Raw genomic sequence first — 15,862 nt, 5'->3', positions numbered from 1 at the left:
ACTACTTGCCCAGCGTCACCGCTTCGGCCGGTGGCGCACCGTCGGGCGCGTCGGGCAGCAGCTGCGACTTGCGGCGCGAACCGCGCCAGGCCGAGTAGCCCACGCCGATCAGCAGCAGCACGCACAGCCCGATGAAGGTGCCGCTGATCGGGCGCGTGACGAACACCGACATGTCGCCGCGCGAGAGCAGCAGCGCGCGGCGGAAGTTCTCCTCCACCATCGGCCCGAGCACGAAGCCCAGCAGGATCGGCGCGACCGAGAACTCGAGCGACATCAGCAGCGCGCCGATGATGCCGAACACCAGCACCTCCCAGATCTGGAACAGGCTGTTCTGCGTGCTGAACACGCCCACCGCGATGAAGAACATCGCCGCCGGGAACAGGTACTTGTAGGGCACCTTCAGGAGCTTCACCCAGACCCCGATCAGCGGCACGTTGAGCACCACCAGGATCACGTTGCCGATCCAGAAGCTGGCGATCAGGCCCCAGAAGATGTCCGGGTGCTCGGTGATCAGCTGCGGGCCGGGCTGGATGCCCTGGATCAGCAGCGCGCCGAGGATCAGCGCCATCACCGCGTCGCCCGGGATGCCCAGGCTCATGGTCGGGATGAAGTCGACCTGCGTCTTCGAATGCGCCGAGGCCTCGGGCCCGGCCACGCCTTCGATCATGCCGGTGCCGAAGGCCGCGGGCGTCTTCGACACCTTGCGCTCGAGCGCATAGGCGATGAAGGTGGTGATGGTCGGTCCGGTGCCCGGCATCGCGCCGAAGATCGTGCCGACGACGGTGCCGCGGATCATGGCGGGGAAGGCGCGCTTGAGCTCTTCCTTGCTCGGGCGCATGTCGCTGAGCTTGAGCGTGCCGGTGTCGCCGATGCTCTTCATGCGGTTCACGTTGAGCAGGAAGTCGGCCACGCCGAACAGGCCCATCGAGATCGCGACCAGCTCGAGGCCGTCGCTGAGCTCGGGCAGGTCGAAGGCGAAGCGGAAGCTGCCGCTGTTGACGTCGGTGCCGACCACGCCGCACAGCAGGCCGAACACCGTCATCGCCACGCCCTTGAGCGCCGAGCCGCGCGACATGGTCGAGCCCGCGAGCAGGCCCAGCATCATGATCGAGAAGATCTCGGTCGGGCCGAACTTGAACGCGATCTGCACCAGCAGCGGCGAGGCGAAGATCATCACCACGATGCCCACCGAGGCGGCGAAGAACGAGGAGATCATCGTCACGCCGAGTGCCACGCCGCCCTTGCCCTTCTTCGTCAGCGGATAGCCGTCGAGGCAGGTCACCGCGTGCGGCGGGTGCGAGGGCATGTTCATCAGGATGGCGCCGATCGCGCCGCCGTACTGCGAGCCGTAGAAGATGCCGGCCAGCATCAGGATGGCGGGCACCGGGTGCATCACGTAGGTGAGCGGCAGCAGGATCGAGATGGCCTGCAGCGCGCCCATGCCGGGCAGCACGCCGATGAGGTTGCCCACCAGCACGCCGAAGAAGGACCACAGCAGGTTGGAGCCCTGGAACGCGACGCCGAAGCCGAACCAGAGGTCGTGGAGCGATTGTCCGATCATGGTCTCAGCCTCCCCACTGGAACAGCGGCAGCTGCAGGCTCAGCGCCCACCAGAACACCACCACCGCGATGGCCATCATCGCGAGCGCGAGCAGGAAGGCCTCGCGCAGCGTGTTGTCGCGGTCGCCGAGCGCCGAGATGAACACGATCGCGAAGGTCGCGGGCAAGAGCCCGCCGTACTCGCCGAGCAGCAGGAACGAGAGGATGCCCAGCACGATGCAGACGCAGCCGCGCAGGTCGGGCAGGCCGGCGGGATGGCCGTGCGAGCCCGCGGCCTCGGGCGCCGGCTGCTGGCCGCGCGCCGAGATCACCATCAAGAGGCCGATGAAGGCCAGCAGCAGCCCGAGGGCGACCGGGAAGAAGCCCGGCCCCATGTGCGCGAGTTCGCCGACGCGGTAGCCGTAGCCGGCGTAGGCGGCGGCCAGTCCGACGATCACCATCAGGGCCCCGCCGTAATAGTCTTTCTTGAATGTCGATGGGGCGCGCGATGCCTGCGAGGCCGCGCCACCACCCGTGCTGTGCTGCATATGTCTCCTTCGGGCTGAAGCGATGCAGTCTAGGAAGCGGGGCTTTCAATCCCCTTTCGCAACACGCTTGCAAGGGCCTTCGGGGCCCAAAATACGTGTTATCACGTACGAGCGAGCGGCAATCGGAGGATCGCGCGCAGCCCGCCGCCGTTGGCGCTCTCGGGCATGTCGGCGCTGTCCAGCAGGATCTCGCCGCCGTTGCGCCGCGCATAGCCGCGCGCGATGGTGAGGCCGAGGCCGGCGCCCTGCATCGCGGGTGCGCCCGGGCCCTGCGAGGCCGGGTCGCGCTGGAAGCGCTCGAACACGCTGGCGCGCCGTTCGGGCGCGATGCCCGGGCCGCTGTCGCAGACCTCGGCCAGCGCCTGCGAGGCATCGCGCCGCACCGTCACCGTGATGTTGCCGCCGCGCGGCGTGTACTTGATCGCGTTGTGCACCAGGTTCGCGAGCAGCTCGTGCAGCTCGGCGGGGTTCGCGCGCACCGGGATCACGGGCGAGGCCGCGTCCTCCTCCTCGTCGGGCGCGGCGAGGCCCTCGGTCGCGGTGTCGCCGCGCGCGTCGACCCAGCCCAGGTCCTGGTCGTGCTCGCGCGCGAGCGGCAGGTACTGCAGCACCACGGCGCGCGCGATCGCGTTGAGGTCGACGATCGCGGGCGCGGCGGCCTCGGTCTCACCCTCGTGCGTGGCATGCGCGAGCGCCAGCAACTGCTCGCTCAGGCGCCGCGTGCGCGCGAGCTGCGCGACGATCGCATGCAGCGATTCGCGCATGCGCTCGGGGTCGGTCTCACGCACCGCGTAGCCGGCCTGGATCGACAGGATGCCCAGCGGCGTGCGCAACTGGTGCGAGGCATCGGCGAGGAACTGCGAATGCTCGGCCACCATGCGGCGATGGCGCCCGATGTGGTGGTTGACCGCGTCGACCAGCGGCACCACCTCCTGCGGCACGCCGGCGGGATCGAGCGGCTGGATGTCGTCGCGCGCGCGTTCGCGCAGCGACCGGCGCAGCCGCTCGAGCGGGCGCAGGGTCCAGGCCACGCCCAGCCACACCAGAAGCGCCATCACCACCACCATGCGCGCGGCGCGCAGCAGCTCCTGGCGCAGCGATTCGTCCTGCGCGCGCCGGCGCGGGCCGGTGCCTTCGGCGGCCTGGATCAGCACGGTGTAGGCGCTGCCCGCGTGGCTGTTGTAGACCGTCTGGCGCAGCGCGGCCACGCGCACCGGATGCTGCTGGTAGGTGGCGTCGTAGAACACCGGCGCGCCCTCGGGGCCGCCGCTCCTCGGCGGCGGCGCGGGCAGGTCGGGCACGCCCATCAGCGTCTGCTCGGTGCCGGTCTCGCCCCGGACCACCGGCGCCGCGCCCACGTGCAGGTACTTGTAGCGCAGGTGGGTCGACTCGAACATCGCCTGCACCGAGAAGGCCTCCTGCACGCGCACGCTGCCGTCGCTCGCCACCACGATGCCGTTGGCCAGCGCCTGCACGGGCTCGAGCAGGCTCTGGTCGTAGGCGTCGACCAGGCTCTCGGTCAGCGCCTGGTAGTCGCTCCAGCTGTCGAGCGCGAGCAGCGCGACCATGCCCGGCAGCAGCAGCGCCAGCAGGCGCGCGCGGATGCCGAAGCGCCAGCTGTCAGTGGGGGATGGAGACGGTGCCGGCGCGTGCGGGTCCATCGGCGATGCCTTCGAGCATGTAGCCCAGCCCGCGCACGGTGACGATGCGCACGTCGCTGTCGGCGAGCTTGCGCCGCAGCCGGTGCAGCACCACCTCGATCGCATCGGGCCCGGCGGTGCTGTCGTTGGTGAACACCTTGCCGAACAGCTGCGACTTGCCGACCGGCGAGCCGCTGCGCATGAGCAGCGCGCTCAGGGCCGCGTGCTCGCGCGGCGTGAGCGCCAGCAGCGTGCCGCGCAGCGTGAAGGCATGGCTCTCGCCGTCGTAGGCCAGCGAGGCGCACTGCAGCCGCGGATGCTGGCGGCCGCGGCTGCGCCGCACCAGCGCGGTCAGCCGCGCCTCGAGCTCGACCAGCTCGAAGGGCTTGGTGAGGAAATCGTCGGCGCCCAGGTGCAGCCCGCGCACGCGGTCCTGCAGCGCGCCCTGCGCGGTGAGGATCAGCACCGGCGTGCGGTCGTCGGCATTGCGCATGTCGGCCAGCACCGCGAGGCCGTGCTTGTCGGGCAGCCGCAGGTCGAGCACCACCGCGTCGTACTCGGTGCCGGCCATGAAGGCCCCGGCTGTGCGCGCATCGGGCGCATGGTCGGTGACGAAGCCGCCCTGCGTGAGCGCGCGCACCAGCCAGGAGGCCATGTCCAGTTCGTCTTCCACCAGCAGGATGCGCATCGCGGGGAGGTCGGCCTATCGTTTCTTGTGGAGATCGGGGTCTTCGGCGGCGCGCGCGCTGGCCTTGGCCGCGCGGGCGCTGAGGTCGGGCGCGAGCGCCTCGCGGCCATCGAACACGAAGCAGTCGCCCTGGTAGTGGGCGCCGCCCACCAGCTCGAAGTACTTGAGGATGCCGCCCTCGAGCTGCAGCACGTTGTCGACGCCTTCCTCGCGCATCAGGATCGCGGCCTTCTCGCAGCGGATGCCGCCGGTGCAGAAGCTCACCACCGTCTTGCCCGCGAACTCGGCGCGGTGCTCGCGCAGCGCGGGCGGGAACTCGGTGAACTTCTCGATGCGCCAGTCGATCGCGCCCTCGAAGCTGCCGTGGTCGACCTCGAAGGCGTTGCGCGTGTCGAGCAGCGCGATCTCGCGGCCCGCGTCGTCGTGGCCCTGGTCGAGCCAGCGCTTGAGCGTGGGCGCATCCACGCCCGGCGCGCGGCCGGCCGCGGGCTGGATCGCGGGGTGGTCCATGCGGATGATCTCGCGCTTGAGCTTCACGAGCATGCGCCGGAACGGCTGGGCGGCGGACCAGCTGTCCTTGGTCTCGAGGTCGGCGAAGCGCGCGTCGGCGCGCACGCCGCCCAGGAAGTCCGCCATCGCGCCGGGCTCGCCGGCCAGAAACATGTTGATACCCTCGGGCGCGATCAGGATCGTGCCCATCAGTCCCAGCGCGCGGCTGCGTTCCAGCAGGCGTTCGCGCAGCGCGGGGCCGTCCTCGATGGCCACGAACTTGTAGGCCGCGATGTTCAATATCTCTTGGGTCTCTTGCACGGCGGGAATTCTAGGCGCCGCTGGTTGACCCGTTCCTGACTCGGGCACTCTCGAACGAGGGGCGGCCCGGGTGTCAATAGGGGCCGCGCCAACTCACATCGTGGAGGCCCGCCTTCCTACAATGGACGGATGTTCGTTCACCTGCGCCTGCACACCGAGTTCTCCGTCGTCGACGGCACCAATCGCATCGACGAAGTCGTCAAGGCCGCCGCTGCCGACAAGCAGCCCGCGATGGCCATCACCGATCTCAACAACCTGTTCGGCGGGATCAAGTTCTACAAGGAAGCGCGCGGCAAGGGCGTCAAGCCCGTGATCGGCGCCGAGATCTTCCTCGAGGGCATGGGCAAGGATGCCGCGACGCTCACGCGCATCGTGCTGCTGGTGCAGAACAAGCAGGGCTACCTCAACCTCTCGGAACTGCTGGCGCGCGCCTGGACGCAGAACGTCGGCCGCGGCCAGGCCCAGGCGGCCTGCAAGCTCGAATGGGTGGAGGAACTGCAGGGCGGGCTGATCGCGCTGTCGGGCGCGCAGGCCGGTCCGCTCGGCGCGCCGCTGGCCGCGGGGCAGGGCGAACGCGCGGCCGAGCTCGCGCTGCGCCTGGCGGGCATCTTCCCGCACCGCTTCTACATCGAGCTGCAGCGCGCCGGCCGTCCCGAGGACGAGCCGCACGTGCTGGCCGCGGTGCAGCTGGCCGCGCGGCTGGGGCTGCCGGTGGTGGCCACGCACCCGGTGCAGTTCGCCGCGCGCGAGGACTACGAGGCGCACGAGGCGCGCGTGTGCATCTCCGAGGGCGAGATCCTCGGCAACCCGCGGCGCGTGCGCCGCTTCACGCCCGAGCAGTATTTCAAGTCGAGCGCCGAGATGCAGGCGCTGTTCGCCGACATCCCGAGCGCGCTGGCCAACACGGTCGAGATCGCCAAGCGCTGCAGCCTGACGCTGGTGCTCGGCAAGCCGCAACTGCCCGACTTCCCCACGCCCTTCGTGAGCGAAGGCGTGCGCATGCCGATCGACGAGTTCTTCCGCCAGGAATCGTTCGAGGGGCTCGAGAAGCGCCTCGAACACCTGTTCCCCGACGTGGCCAAGCGCGACGCGCAGCGGCCGCGCTACGTCGAGCGGCTCGAGTTCGAGATCAACACCATCCTGAAGATGGGGTTCCCGGGCTACTTCCTGATCGTGGGCGACTTCATCAACTGGGCCAAGCAGAACGGCTGCCCGGTCGGTCCGGGCCGGGGCTCGGGCGCGGGCTCGCTGGTGGCCTATGCGCTGAAGATCACCGACCTCGATCCGCTCGAATACAACCTGCTGTTCGAACGCTTCCTGAATCCCGAGCGCGTCTCGATGCCCGACTTCGACATCGACTTCTGCCAGGGCAACCGCGACCGCGTGATCGACTACGTGAAGGACAAGTACGGCCGCAACGCCGTGAGCCAGATCGCGACCTTCGGCACCATGGCCGCGCGCGCGGCCATCCGCGACGTGGGCCGGGTGCTCGACATGAGCTACATGTTCTGCGACGGCATCAGCAAGCTGATCCCGAACAAGCCCGGCATGTCGGTCACGCTGCAGTACCCGCCGGCGCAGAAGATCGAGGGCGACAAGAACAACTACGCGCTCGAGATGGAGCCGCAGCTCGCCGAACGTCTCGAGAAGGAGGAAGAGGTCAAGACCGTGGTCGAGCTGGCGCAGAAGCTCGAGGGCATGACCCGCAACATCGGCATGCACGCCGGCGGCGTGCTGATCGCGCCCGGCAAGCTCACCGACTTCTGCCCGCTCTACCAGCAGCCCGGCAGCGACTCGGCCGTGAGCCAGTACGACAAGGACGACGTGGAGGCCATCGGCCTCGTGAAGTTCGACTTTCTGGGCCTGGCCACGCTCACGATCCTCGAGATCGCGCGCGAATTCATCATGAAGCGGCACAAGGGCCGCGAGAACTTCGCCTACGAGAACATTCCGCTCAACGACGCGCCGACCTACCGGCTGTTCTCCGAGGGCAAGACCGAGGCCGTGTTCCAGTTCGAATCGCGCGGCATGCAGGGCATGCTGAAAGACGCGCGGCCGACCCGGCTCGAGGACCTGATCGCGCTCAACGCGCTGTACCGCCCGGGCCCGATGGACCTGATCCCCAGCTTCGTGGCGCGCAAGCACGGCCGCGAGGACGTGGAGTATCCGCATCCGGCGGTGGCCCAGATGCTCTCGGAGACCTACGGGATCATGGTCTACCAGGAGCAGGTGATGCAGACCGCGCAGATCCTGGGCGGCTATTCGCTCGGCGGCGCCGACCTGCTGCGCCGCGCGATGGGCAAGAAGAAGCTCGAGGAGATGGCCGAGCACCGCGAGAAATTCCGAGCGGGCGCCCTGAGCACGCACGGCATCGCGCAGGACAAGGCCGACGAGATCTTCGACCTGATGGAGAAGTTCGCGGGCTACGGCTTCAACAAGTCGCACGCCGCCGCCTACTCGCTGCTGGCCTATCACACGGGCTGGCTCAAGGTCCACTACACGGCCGAATTCTTCTGCGCCAACATGACGGTGGAAATGGACGACACCGACAAGCTCAAGGTGCTGTTCGAGGACGCGCAGAAGAACTTCGGCCTGACCTTCGAGCCGCCGGACGTGAACCGCGGCAACTACCGCTTCGAGCCGGTCACCGACAAGGTCATCCGCTACGGCCTGGGCGCCGTCAAGGGCACGGGCCAGCTCGCGGTCGAGGCCGTGGTGCGCGCGCGCGAGGAGGGCGGTCCGTTCAAGAGCCTGTACGACTTCTGCGTGCGCATCGATCGCCAGCGCATCAACAAGCGCACGGTCGAGGCGCTGATCAAGGCCGGTGCCTTCGATGCCATCCAGCAGAACCGCGCCTCGCTGATCGCCTCGGTCGACCGCGCCTTCGAGTTCGCCAACGCGACCGCCGCCAATGCTTCGCAGGTCGACATCTTCGGCGACAGCGAGCACGGCTCGGCCACGGCCGAACCCGATCTGGTCGACGCCACGCCCTGGGGCGTGAAGGAGCGGCTCACCTTCGAGAAGACGGCGGTCGGCTTCTATCTGTCGGGCCACCTGTTCGACGAGGTCTCGCACGAGGTGCGGCGCTTCTGCAAGCGCGAGATCACCGACCTGCTCGACAGCCGCGACCAGCAGGTGATCGCGGGCATCGTGAGCGACTTCCGCGTCATCAATGGCCAGCGCGGGCGGCTCGCGATCTTCAAGCTCGACGACAAGTCCGACTCGATCGACGCCACCGCCGACGAGGCGCTGATGAACGCCAACCGCAACACGCTCAAGGACGACGAGCTGGTGATCGTCTCGGGCCGGCTGCAGCCCGCGCGCGGCGGCTTCGAGGCGCGCTTCCAGGTGCAGCAGGTCTGGGATCTGGCCGGCGCGCGCTGCCGCTTCGGCAAGTTCCTGCGCGTGGCGGTCAACGGCAAGGCACCCGACATCGCGCGCCTGCTCAAGGACTTCCCGGCGCGCACCGAGCAGAGCGAGCATGGCGAGCTGGTGCAGGGCCTGCCGGTGCGCCTGTCGATGGCGCGCGGCGGCGCGCAGGTCGAGCTGCAGCTCGGCGAGCGCGCGAAGTTCTTCCCGACCGATGCGGCGCTCGCGAGCTGGACCGCGCAGGCCGAGGCGGGCAAGGCCGCGGTCATCTACGAATAACCGCGCGCCGCGCAGGGGCGGCAAAAAGCGATATGGGGAACTCCGCGCGGCCTGGGCCTTCTTACCGGGGGCAGGCTTCGCGCCTGCGCGTTTTCAACCGGCAGTTCGAGGAGGAACATTCGCCATGCCACACAAGACCGCAACCGGCACCCGCAACGCATCCATCAAGCAGGCCTTCCTGGCCGCCGCCGCGCTGGCGCTGTCGCTGCCCCTGAGCAGCCTGGCCCAGTACAGCGGCCCGAGCTCGGTGCCCGCCATGACCGTCAAGCAATTGCTCGACACCGGCAAGGACGACCAGCACGCCACCTTGCGCGGCTTCATCGTCTCGCACGACGGCGGCGAGCGCTACACCTTCGCCGACGACACCGGCCGCATGAAGGTCGAGATCGACGCCAAGCACTTTCCGCCCGGCGTGAAGATCGACGACAAGGTGCGCGTCGAGATCACCGGCGAGTTCGACAAGGACCTCGTGGGCAACAAGGTCGAGCTCGACGTCAAGCAGCTGGTCGTGATGCGCTGATTGCGCTCTTGCTGACCAGCGCGTGCTCGATCCCGTCGAGCACCGCCTCCGGTGCGTGCAGCCAGTCCTTCGCGAGCACCTGCCGCACCTCCCAGCCGAAGGCATCGAGAATCCGCGGGCGCGAGACATAGCGCTCGAGCACGTTGCGGTTCTCGTAGTGGGCTGCCGTGTCCACGAGGATGCCGAGCGCGTAATGGCTGTCTCCCGCATCTGAGCCCGTGCCGGCGGCACGGATCGCCAGGTCGCAGCGAAAGCGCGACTGGCCCACCTGCTCGTCCACCGCATGGCCGCGCGCGCGCAGCGCGGCCGCGAGCTGCACGCTCACCGCGTCGGCCGGCACGTGGCCCGCCCGCGCCGCGCCGCGCGTCAGCGGGTTCATGCCCTCGAGCACGCGCGTGGCGGTCGCATCGTCGCCGCGCGACAGGCACTCGGCATAGCGCAGGAAATTCTTCAGCGCCGCTGCGCCCTCGTTGTGGTCGTTGGTGATCGCCTCGTGGCGGATCGTCGAGACCACCGCCATGTGGTGGCGCGCGCGGCTGAAGATCACGTTGAGCCGCTTCTCGCCGCCGCGCTGGTTGATCGGCCCGAAGTTCATCAGCATGCGGCCCTCGGCATTCGGGCCGTAGCAGATGCTCAGCAGGATGATGTCGCGCTCGTCGCCCTGCACGTTCTCGAGGTTCTTGATGAACAGGCCGCAGAACTGGTCGTCCTCCTCGCGCACGTACTCGGCCTCGAGCCGTGCCGCGAACTCGCTGTCGGTCGCGGCGAGGCTGTCGAGCTCGGCCTCGATCTCGCCCTGCTGCGCTTCCGAGAAGGCCACGATGCCGAGGCTGCGCCCGGTGCCGCGGCGCAGCAGCTCGCGCACCAGCTGCGCGATGTGGCGCGCCTCGCCGCTGTTGCGGCGGCTGTCGTAGACCGCGTCGGTCACGCGGTGGAAGCTGATGGCGCGCGAGAGCAGCGCATCGGCCTGCGCGGCCACCGACTCGGCCGAGGCGGCGCCCGACTGCACCAGGATCTCGGCGCGCGTCTCGCTCGGCAGGCTGCGGTCGGGGATGGTGTAGAGGTTGCCGGCGTAGAAGGCCGCGTTCGAGAAGCCGATCAGCGACTCGTAGCGGCTGCGGTAGTGCCAGGCCAGCAGGGTGGCCGGCAGGTTGCGCGCGCCCTGGTTCAACAGGCTGTCGGCGTCGAGCACTACCGCGATGCGGTCGCCCTCGTTGTCCTCGTCCTCGACCGACACGGTCTGGTCCTCGGCATCGCGGCCCGACGAGAAGAAGCTGGTCGGCGGCAGCTGCATCTCGTCGCCCACCACGATGATCTGCGGCGCGCGGTAGAGCGCGGGCACCGCTTCCTCGACCGGGATCTGGCTCGCCTCGTCGAAGATCACGACGTCGAACAGGTCGGCCGCGAGCGGCAGCGTGTCGGACACCGACAGCGGACTCATGAGCCAGATCGGCTTCATGTCGCGCACCACCTGGCCGGTCTCGCCGCTCGCGAGTTCGCGGATCGCCTTGTAGCGCATGGTCTTGCCGAACTCGTGCTCGAGCTCGCGGCGCCCGGCGTTGTAGCTCTTCTTGAACGCCTTGCCCTCGGCATCGAGCTGGCTCGCGGGCAGGGCGCTCTTGTGCACATGGTCGCGGAAGCGCTGGCGCACGGCCGCGGCCAGGGTGCGCGCATTGCGGCCGAGCAACTGGCGCTCGGCATCGCCCAGGCGCTGCGCATGGCGCGCGAGCGTGGCTGCATCGAAGCGAGGCAGCCAGCGCTCGGTGCGGTAGACGCGCTCCAGGCCCTCGCGCGCGACCGCGAATTCGATCGCCTCGGGCGCGAGCGGCAGGCCGCGCAGCGCGGCGGCCACGGCCGGGTCGGCATCGGCGAGTTCCTGCAGCGGCGCGAGCACCGCGGGCAGGGCATCGGCCTGGTCGTGCAGCGTGCGCGCGAGGTCTTCGAGCGTGGCCAGCGGCAGGCTCGCCGGGTCGTGGACCAGGTCGCGCCAGAGCGCATCGAGCGCGTCGCAGCGTGAGCCGGTGGCGACCAGGCGTTCGACGTCGCGGCTCGCGCCGGGTGCGCTGCGCAGATGGGCCTGGAAGGCCACGCGCAGGCTGCCGGCATCGTCGAGGCCGCGCAGTGCCTGCATCTGCTGCGCATAGGCCTCGGGGTCGGTGCAGCCGTAGTCGGCCTCGAGCTGCGCGGCCTGCTTCTGCAGCGCGGCGCGGGCCGTGTGTTCGGCCAGCAGCTCTTCGAGCAGCTGCGCGGGCTTGGGCCGCACCGCATGCGCGGCGAAGTCGTAGCGGCGCTTGAGTTCGCCCGCGAGCCGCCACCACGAAGGCTGGAGGAAGCGCAGCAGCGAGTGCTGCTGCGCGCGGGCCTGCGCGAGACCGGCCTCGGTATCGGCGGGCGATAGCTTGTCGCGCCAATGGGCCGTGCGCTGCAGCTTCTCGTCGAGCGCCTGCTGCAGGCCGCGGCGTTCGGCCAGCGCGGCATTCAGCGCCTGGCTCGCGGGATGGGCCGCATCGAGCAGCGCGAGCTGCCCGCGCGCGGCCAGCGTCGCGACGCGGCGCGCATCGGCCACCAGCGCGAGCGCGTCGCGCCATGTCACGCCGGCTTCGGCCAGCGGCGGCCAGGCCTCGACCAGCGCATCGCGGCAGGCACCGCTTTGCGCCGTGGCGCGCTCCGAACCTTCGACCAGCGCGGCCAGCGGCTTGGGCTGGCGCAGCAGCGCGGGCGCGAGCAGTGCGAACGGATGCTGCGCGAGCGTGGGCGTGCCCAGGCTCTCGGTGACGGCGAGGTGCAGCCGCGCGGCCAGTTCGGCATGGCGACGCCAGGCCGCATAGTCGGGCAGGGCCTCGGCCTGCAGCGGCGTGAGCTTGGGATCGACGGCCTTGAGCGCGACCAGCCGTGCCACCAGTTCGCGCAGCGTGACGGCCAGGTGCGCGGGCACCTCGCGCATCGCGGCATCGAAGCGCTCGAGCGCGCGCAGGTCGAGGTCCATCGCATCGAGCAGCCGCGTGCGTTCGCCGCCCTCGGCCTCGAGCGTGGAGGGCGCCTCGAGCCACTGCTCGTAGGTCTGGCGCAGGTTCTGCACGAAGGCCTTCTTGTCGCCCTGCGAGTCGTGGATCATGCAGCACAGCTCGTCCAGCCCCTGCTGGCGCAGGCGGTGGAACACCACGTCGATCGCGGCGCGCTTCTCGCAGACGAAGAGCACGCGCCGGCCGTGGCCCACGTAGTCGGCGATGAGGTTGGTGATGGTCTGCGACTTGCCGGTGCCCGGCGGCCCCTGGATGATGTAGCTGGCCCCGGTGCGCGCCAGCGCCACGGCGGCGGTCTGGGTCGCGTCGGCCTGCACCACCGGCCATTGCTCGGCCAGCGGCAGCACGGCGGGCGTCTCGGTGTCGACCTGGCGCGGCTGCAGCGAGAACACGCGGTCGAAGGCCTCGCTCGCCATGTCCGATTCGACCAGCCCGCTGTAGTCGCGCACCAGCGACATCTTGCGGTGGTTGAAGTTGCCGAGCGTCACGGCCGTGAGGTCCACGTCCCACTGGTAGGGATTGCCGGCGTTCTCGCGCAATGCGAAGGTCTGGCGCTCGGCCTCGGCGGGCGCCGTCTGCGGCGCCATCTGCGGTGCGCGTGGCGTCGGGCGGGCGCCCACGGCGCCGGCCAGCGGCAGCGGCACGCGCTGCACGCGGGCATGAAAGAGCTGCAGCCCGCGCGGGCGGAAATCGTCCTGCGCATAGCTGTAGTCGGTGGCCGCGACGGGCACGGCCGAGGGCGCGCGTTCGCGCACGCGCCGCTTGAACTGCTCGAGCCGTTGGCGCGCGCGCTGGTGGATCAGCGCGATCTCGGGCTGCCGCAGCAGCCGCAACTGCACGCCGGGCTCGGTGCGCGCGATCTGCGCGGCCAGCTCGGCATGGAACTGCTCGATCGAGGTCTCGCGCAGGTCGATGCTCTCGGGCAGCACGATGCCGTAGAGCTGGCGCAGGTGATGCCGCAGCGTCGGGTTGACCTGGGCCTCGGGGCCCGCGGCCTCGAGCAGGTACTGGTCGCGCACGCCCTTCTTGCGCGAGAGCTCCACCGGCAGCATCAGGAGCGGCGAGACGATGCGCTCGTCCGCGTCCTCCTTGAGGTTGTGCCAGCGCAGGAAGGCGATCACCAGCGACAGTTGCGACAGGCCGTATTCGGCGCGGTCGCGCCGCGCCTCCTGCAGGATGCGGTCGAGCGCACCGGGCAGGTAGGGCTGGTCCTCGAAGCGCAGCCAGCGCGCGAGCGGCACCGGATCGCCGCTCGCGACCTCGGCGGCGAAGCGGCCGTCCCATACGCAGAGCTGGTCGACGCGGATGCTCTGCAGGTCGACCACCAGCGGCACGCTGGCCACCGTGAGGTTGACGTGCGCCTGCGTGGGCTTGAAGTACAGCAGCCGGTTGCGCCGCGAGAGGTCGAACAGCCGGTCGCGCAGGTGCAGCTGGATCGCCTGGCGGCGCTGGCCCGCGCCGTCCTTCGGGTTCGCGAGGCGCTCCAGGCCCAGGTCCAGCGGCTGGTCGCGGTAGGTCTCGAGGCGGCGGATCACCGAGGGCAGGTCGCGCGCGCGCTCGTGGCGGTCGAGCGCCGTCATCTCGACGATCACCGCGGCCAGCACCGGGTGCAGCCGGCGGTTGATCTCGAACAGGTTGCCGCGGTGCTCGGCGAAGCGCGCGAGTTCGTCGCCCTGCGTGAAGTCGAGTCCGCAGGCCAGGCTGGCCAGCACCTGGCCCAGGCACAGCATGTCGCTGAGCGCGTCGTGGTGCGCGAAACGCTGCTCCCAGGCGCCGTAGCCGGGCAGGTAGGCCGGGCGCTGCGGCACGGTGTCGGGCGTGGCCTCGGGCAGCACCTCGAGGTTCTCGCGCGCGACGCCGATGCCGCCTTCGACGGTGACGCGCTCCTCGCCCACCACGCGCAGCACCGAGGCCACCGGGCGCTCGAGCGGCGCGATCGCCTGCGGGTTGCGCTTCGGCTCGGCGCCCGCGGGCTGGGCCAGTTCCAGCGCGGGCACCTCGTTCACGCGGTAGGCCATCGCATGGCCCAGCGCGGCGACACGGCCCTGCTCGTGCAGCGCCGAGACCTCGCGCAGCAGCGGCAGCGCGAGGGCCAGCACGTCGTCGGTCTGCAGGCCGCCGTGCGCGTCGGCGGTGTCGAGCAACTGCAACAGCGGTGCGATGCCCGTCATGCCGTGGCGCTCCGTGCGTGCTGGGCCCGGGCCTTGTCGAGCACGCTGGCGGCGTCGCGCTTGACGCGCGCGAGCGTGCGCCTGGCCAGCTTGAGGTCCTGCGCGAGCCGCTGTTCGAACGGCGCGGCGCAGCCCAGCGGCTCGGCCAGCGCGAGCGCCGCGGCCAGCGCGGCATCGTCGAGCTCGGGATCGGCCGCGACGAAATCGACCAGCACGCTGGCCATGTAGTCGTGCAGCCCGGCGGGCAGCGGATCGGGCGGCGGCGGTTCGACGGCCTGCGGCAGCGAGGGCACGAAGCCCGGGAAGAAGCGCCGCGCATGCGCAAGCAGCGCCTCGGACTGCATGAAGGGCTCGCGCAGCAGCCGCGCGACCACGGCGCGCGTCAGGCCACCCACGCGCTCCTGGCCCAGCACGTCGAGCGTGGCGAGGTCGAGCGGGCCTTCGAGCGCGCCGGCCAGCCAGGCATCGGCCTGCGGATCGCGCTCGCTCCACAGCCGCAGCGCGCGGGCGCGCACGAAGACCTCGGGATGGCTGGTGCCGCGCGTGGCCGCCTCGGGCCCGGCGCTGATCTCGTCGGCCTGGCGCAGGTAGCTCGCGGCGTGGACCTGCGCGAGGCCGGTCTGCACCTTGACCAGCGCGCTCACCGCGGGCTCGAGCGCGCCGCAGCCCACGCAGGCGCCGCGGTCCGCGAAGGCCTCGGTGTAGAGGCTGTGGCGCCGCGCGGTCTGCAGGTGGCTCGCGTCGGCGCGCGGATCGGCCGCGGTCGCCTGCAGCAGCCGGTCGACCGCCAGGTGGCGGCCTTCGTCGCGCGTCCACAGCAGGTGGTGGGCCAGTTCGTGGCCGAGCACGGCCTGCAGCTCGGGCCCCTGCAGCCGCTCGAGCAGCGGGCCCGAGAGCACGATGTGGGCCTCGCCCGGCAGCGTGTGGATGGCGGCGTTCATCGCGCCGTCCTGTCCTTGGTAGAGGGTGATGGGCACCGTGACGCCGAGCCGTTGAGCGACCAGCGCGGCATGCGCGTGCAGCTCGGGGTGCGCGTCGGCGTCGAGCCGGTACGACTGGCGCAGCAGCTCGGCACGCACGGCGGCCGCATGCTCCTCGCGCGCCTCGGCCGAGGCGGCCCAGCGCCAGGCCTCGGGCTCGTTCGCCTGCAGGTGGGCGGCCAGCGCCTGCTGGTAGGGCAGTGGAACGAGGTCGCCGAGCGCGACGGGAGAGGAGTCGACCATGTCGGGATCGCCGGTAACAAGAGTTGCCGACGATCCTAAACGAGCACCGCGG

Annotated in this window: 9 protein-coding genes; 2 read left to right on the top strand and 7 right to left on the bottom strand. The window is 70.5% G+C overall.

What is annotated here, in order from left to right; genetic code table 11:
• Position 1: 1 nt before the first annotated feature.
• From AC1HIL_RS23005 to AC1HIL_RS22985, 5 genes are all read right to left on the bottom strand, one after another.
• Entirely contained in the window at positions 2-1,561 is a 1,560-nt protein-coding gene (locus AC1HIL_RS23005; protein WP_057596755.1) for a tripartite tricarboxylate transporter permease, read from the bottom strand.
• A gap of 4 nt (positions 1,562-1,565) precedes the next feature.
• Positions 1,566-2,087 (bottom strand): tripartite tricarboxylate transporter TctB family protein, encoded by a 522-nt coding sequence (locus tag AC1HIL_RS23000; RefSeq protein ID WP_479670075.1) that lies wholly within the window; start codon positions 2,085-2,087, stop codon positions 1,566-1,568.
• Positions 2,088-2,188: 101 nt separating this feature from the next.
• On the bottom strand, positions 2,189-3,748 hold the full coding sequence (locus AC1HIL_RS22995; protein WP_057596757.1) for a sensor histidine kinase: 1,560 nt from the start codon (positions 3,746-3,748) through the stop codon (positions 2,189-2,191).
• Positions 3,708-4,415 (bottom strand): response regulator, encoded by a 708-nt coding sequence (locus tag AC1HIL_RS22990; protein WP_479670074.1) that lies wholly within the window; start codon positions 4,413-4,415, stop codon positions 3,708-3,710. Before AC1HIL_RS22990 ends, AC1HIL_RS22995 begins: the two co-directional genes overlap by 41 nt.
• Before the next feature lie 15 nt (positions 4,416-4,430).
• The gene (locus AC1HIL_RS22985; RefSeq protein ID WP_479670073.1) at positions 4,431-5,225 is read right to left on the bottom strand and encodes a sulfurtransferase; all 795 of its coding nucleotides are present in this window, start codon (positions 5,223-5,225) and stop codon (positions 4,431-4,433) included.
• A gap of 129 nt (positions 5,226-5,354) precedes the next feature.
• Between AC1HIL_RS22985 and dnaE the strand changes: the two genes are divergently transcribed.
• Together dnaE and AC1HIL_RS22975 are read left to right on the top strand one after the other, a co-directional pair.
• Positions 5,355-8,873: a DNA polymerase III subunit alpha gene (gene dnaE / locus AC1HIL_RS22980; protein WP_057596760.1), complete on the top strand. Its 3,519-nt coding sequence runs from the start codon at positions 5,355-5,357 to the stop codon at positions 8,871-8,873.
• A 124-nt stretch (positions 8,874-8,997) separates the two neighbouring features.
• A complete protein-coding gene (locus tag AC1HIL_RS22975; RefSeq protein WP_261207376.1) occupies positions 8,998-9,393 on the top strand; it encodes a YgiW/YdeI family stress tolerance OB fold protein in 396 nt (131 codons plus the stop codon).
• Here AC1HIL_RS22975 and AC1HIL_RS22970 read toward each other — a convergent pair.
• Positions 9,368-14,587 (bottom strand): DUF4011 domain-containing protein, encoded by a 5,220-nt coding sequence (locus AC1HIL_RS22970; protein WP_479670072.1) that lies wholly within the window; start codon positions 14,585-14,587, stop codon positions 9,368-9,370. The two genes, AC1HIL_RS22975 and AC1HIL_RS22970, sit on opposite strands and share 26 nt — an antisense overlap.
• On the bottom strand, positions 14,584-15,810 hold the full coding sequence (locus AC1HIL_RS22965; protein ID WP_057596762.1) for a M48 family metalloprotease: 1,227 nt from the start codon (positions 15,808-15,810) through the stop codon (positions 14,584-14,586). Before AC1HIL_RS22965 ends, AC1HIL_RS22970 begins: the two co-directional genes overlap by 4 nt.
• Positions 15,811-15,862: the final 52 nt, after the last annotated feature.

This window comes from Variovorax sp. ISS6, from assembly GCF_056523145.1.
This window is presented reverse-complemented; position numbering and strand designations above follow the sequence as displayed.

Coding starts and splice junctions, on each gene's coding strand:
- AC1HIL_RS23005 (WP_057596755.1), bottom strand. CDS start 1,561: ATGATCGGACAATCGCTCCACGACCTCTGGTTCGGCTTCGGCGTCGCG.
- AC1HIL_RS23000 (WP_479670075.1), bottom strand. CDS start 2,087: ATGCAGCACAGCACGGGTGGTGGCGCGGCCTCGCAGGCATCGCGCGCC.
- AC1HIL_RS22995 (WP_057596757.1), bottom strand. CDS start 3,748: ATGGACCCGCACGCGCCGGCACCGTCTCCATCCCCCACTGACAGCTGG.
- AC1HIL_RS22990 (WP_479670074.1), bottom strand. CDS start 4,415: ATGCGCATCCTGCTGGTGGAAGACGAACTGGACATGGCCTCCTGGCTG.
- dnaE (WP_057596760.1), top strand. CDS start 5,355: ATGTTCGTTCACCTGCGCCTGCACACCGAGTTCTCCGTCGTCGACGGC.
- AC1HIL_RS22975 (WP_261207376.1), top strand. CDS start 8,998: ATGCCACACAAGACCGCAACCGGCACCCGCAACGCATCCATCAAGCAG.
- AC1HIL_RS22970 (WP_479670072.1), bottom strand. CDS start 14,587: ATGACGGGCATCGCACCGCTGTTGCAGTTGCTCGACACCGCCGACGCG.
- AC1HIL_RS22965 (WP_057596762.1), bottom strand. CDS start 15,810: ATGGTCGACTCCTCTCCCGTCGCGCTCGGCGACCTCGTTCCACTGCCC.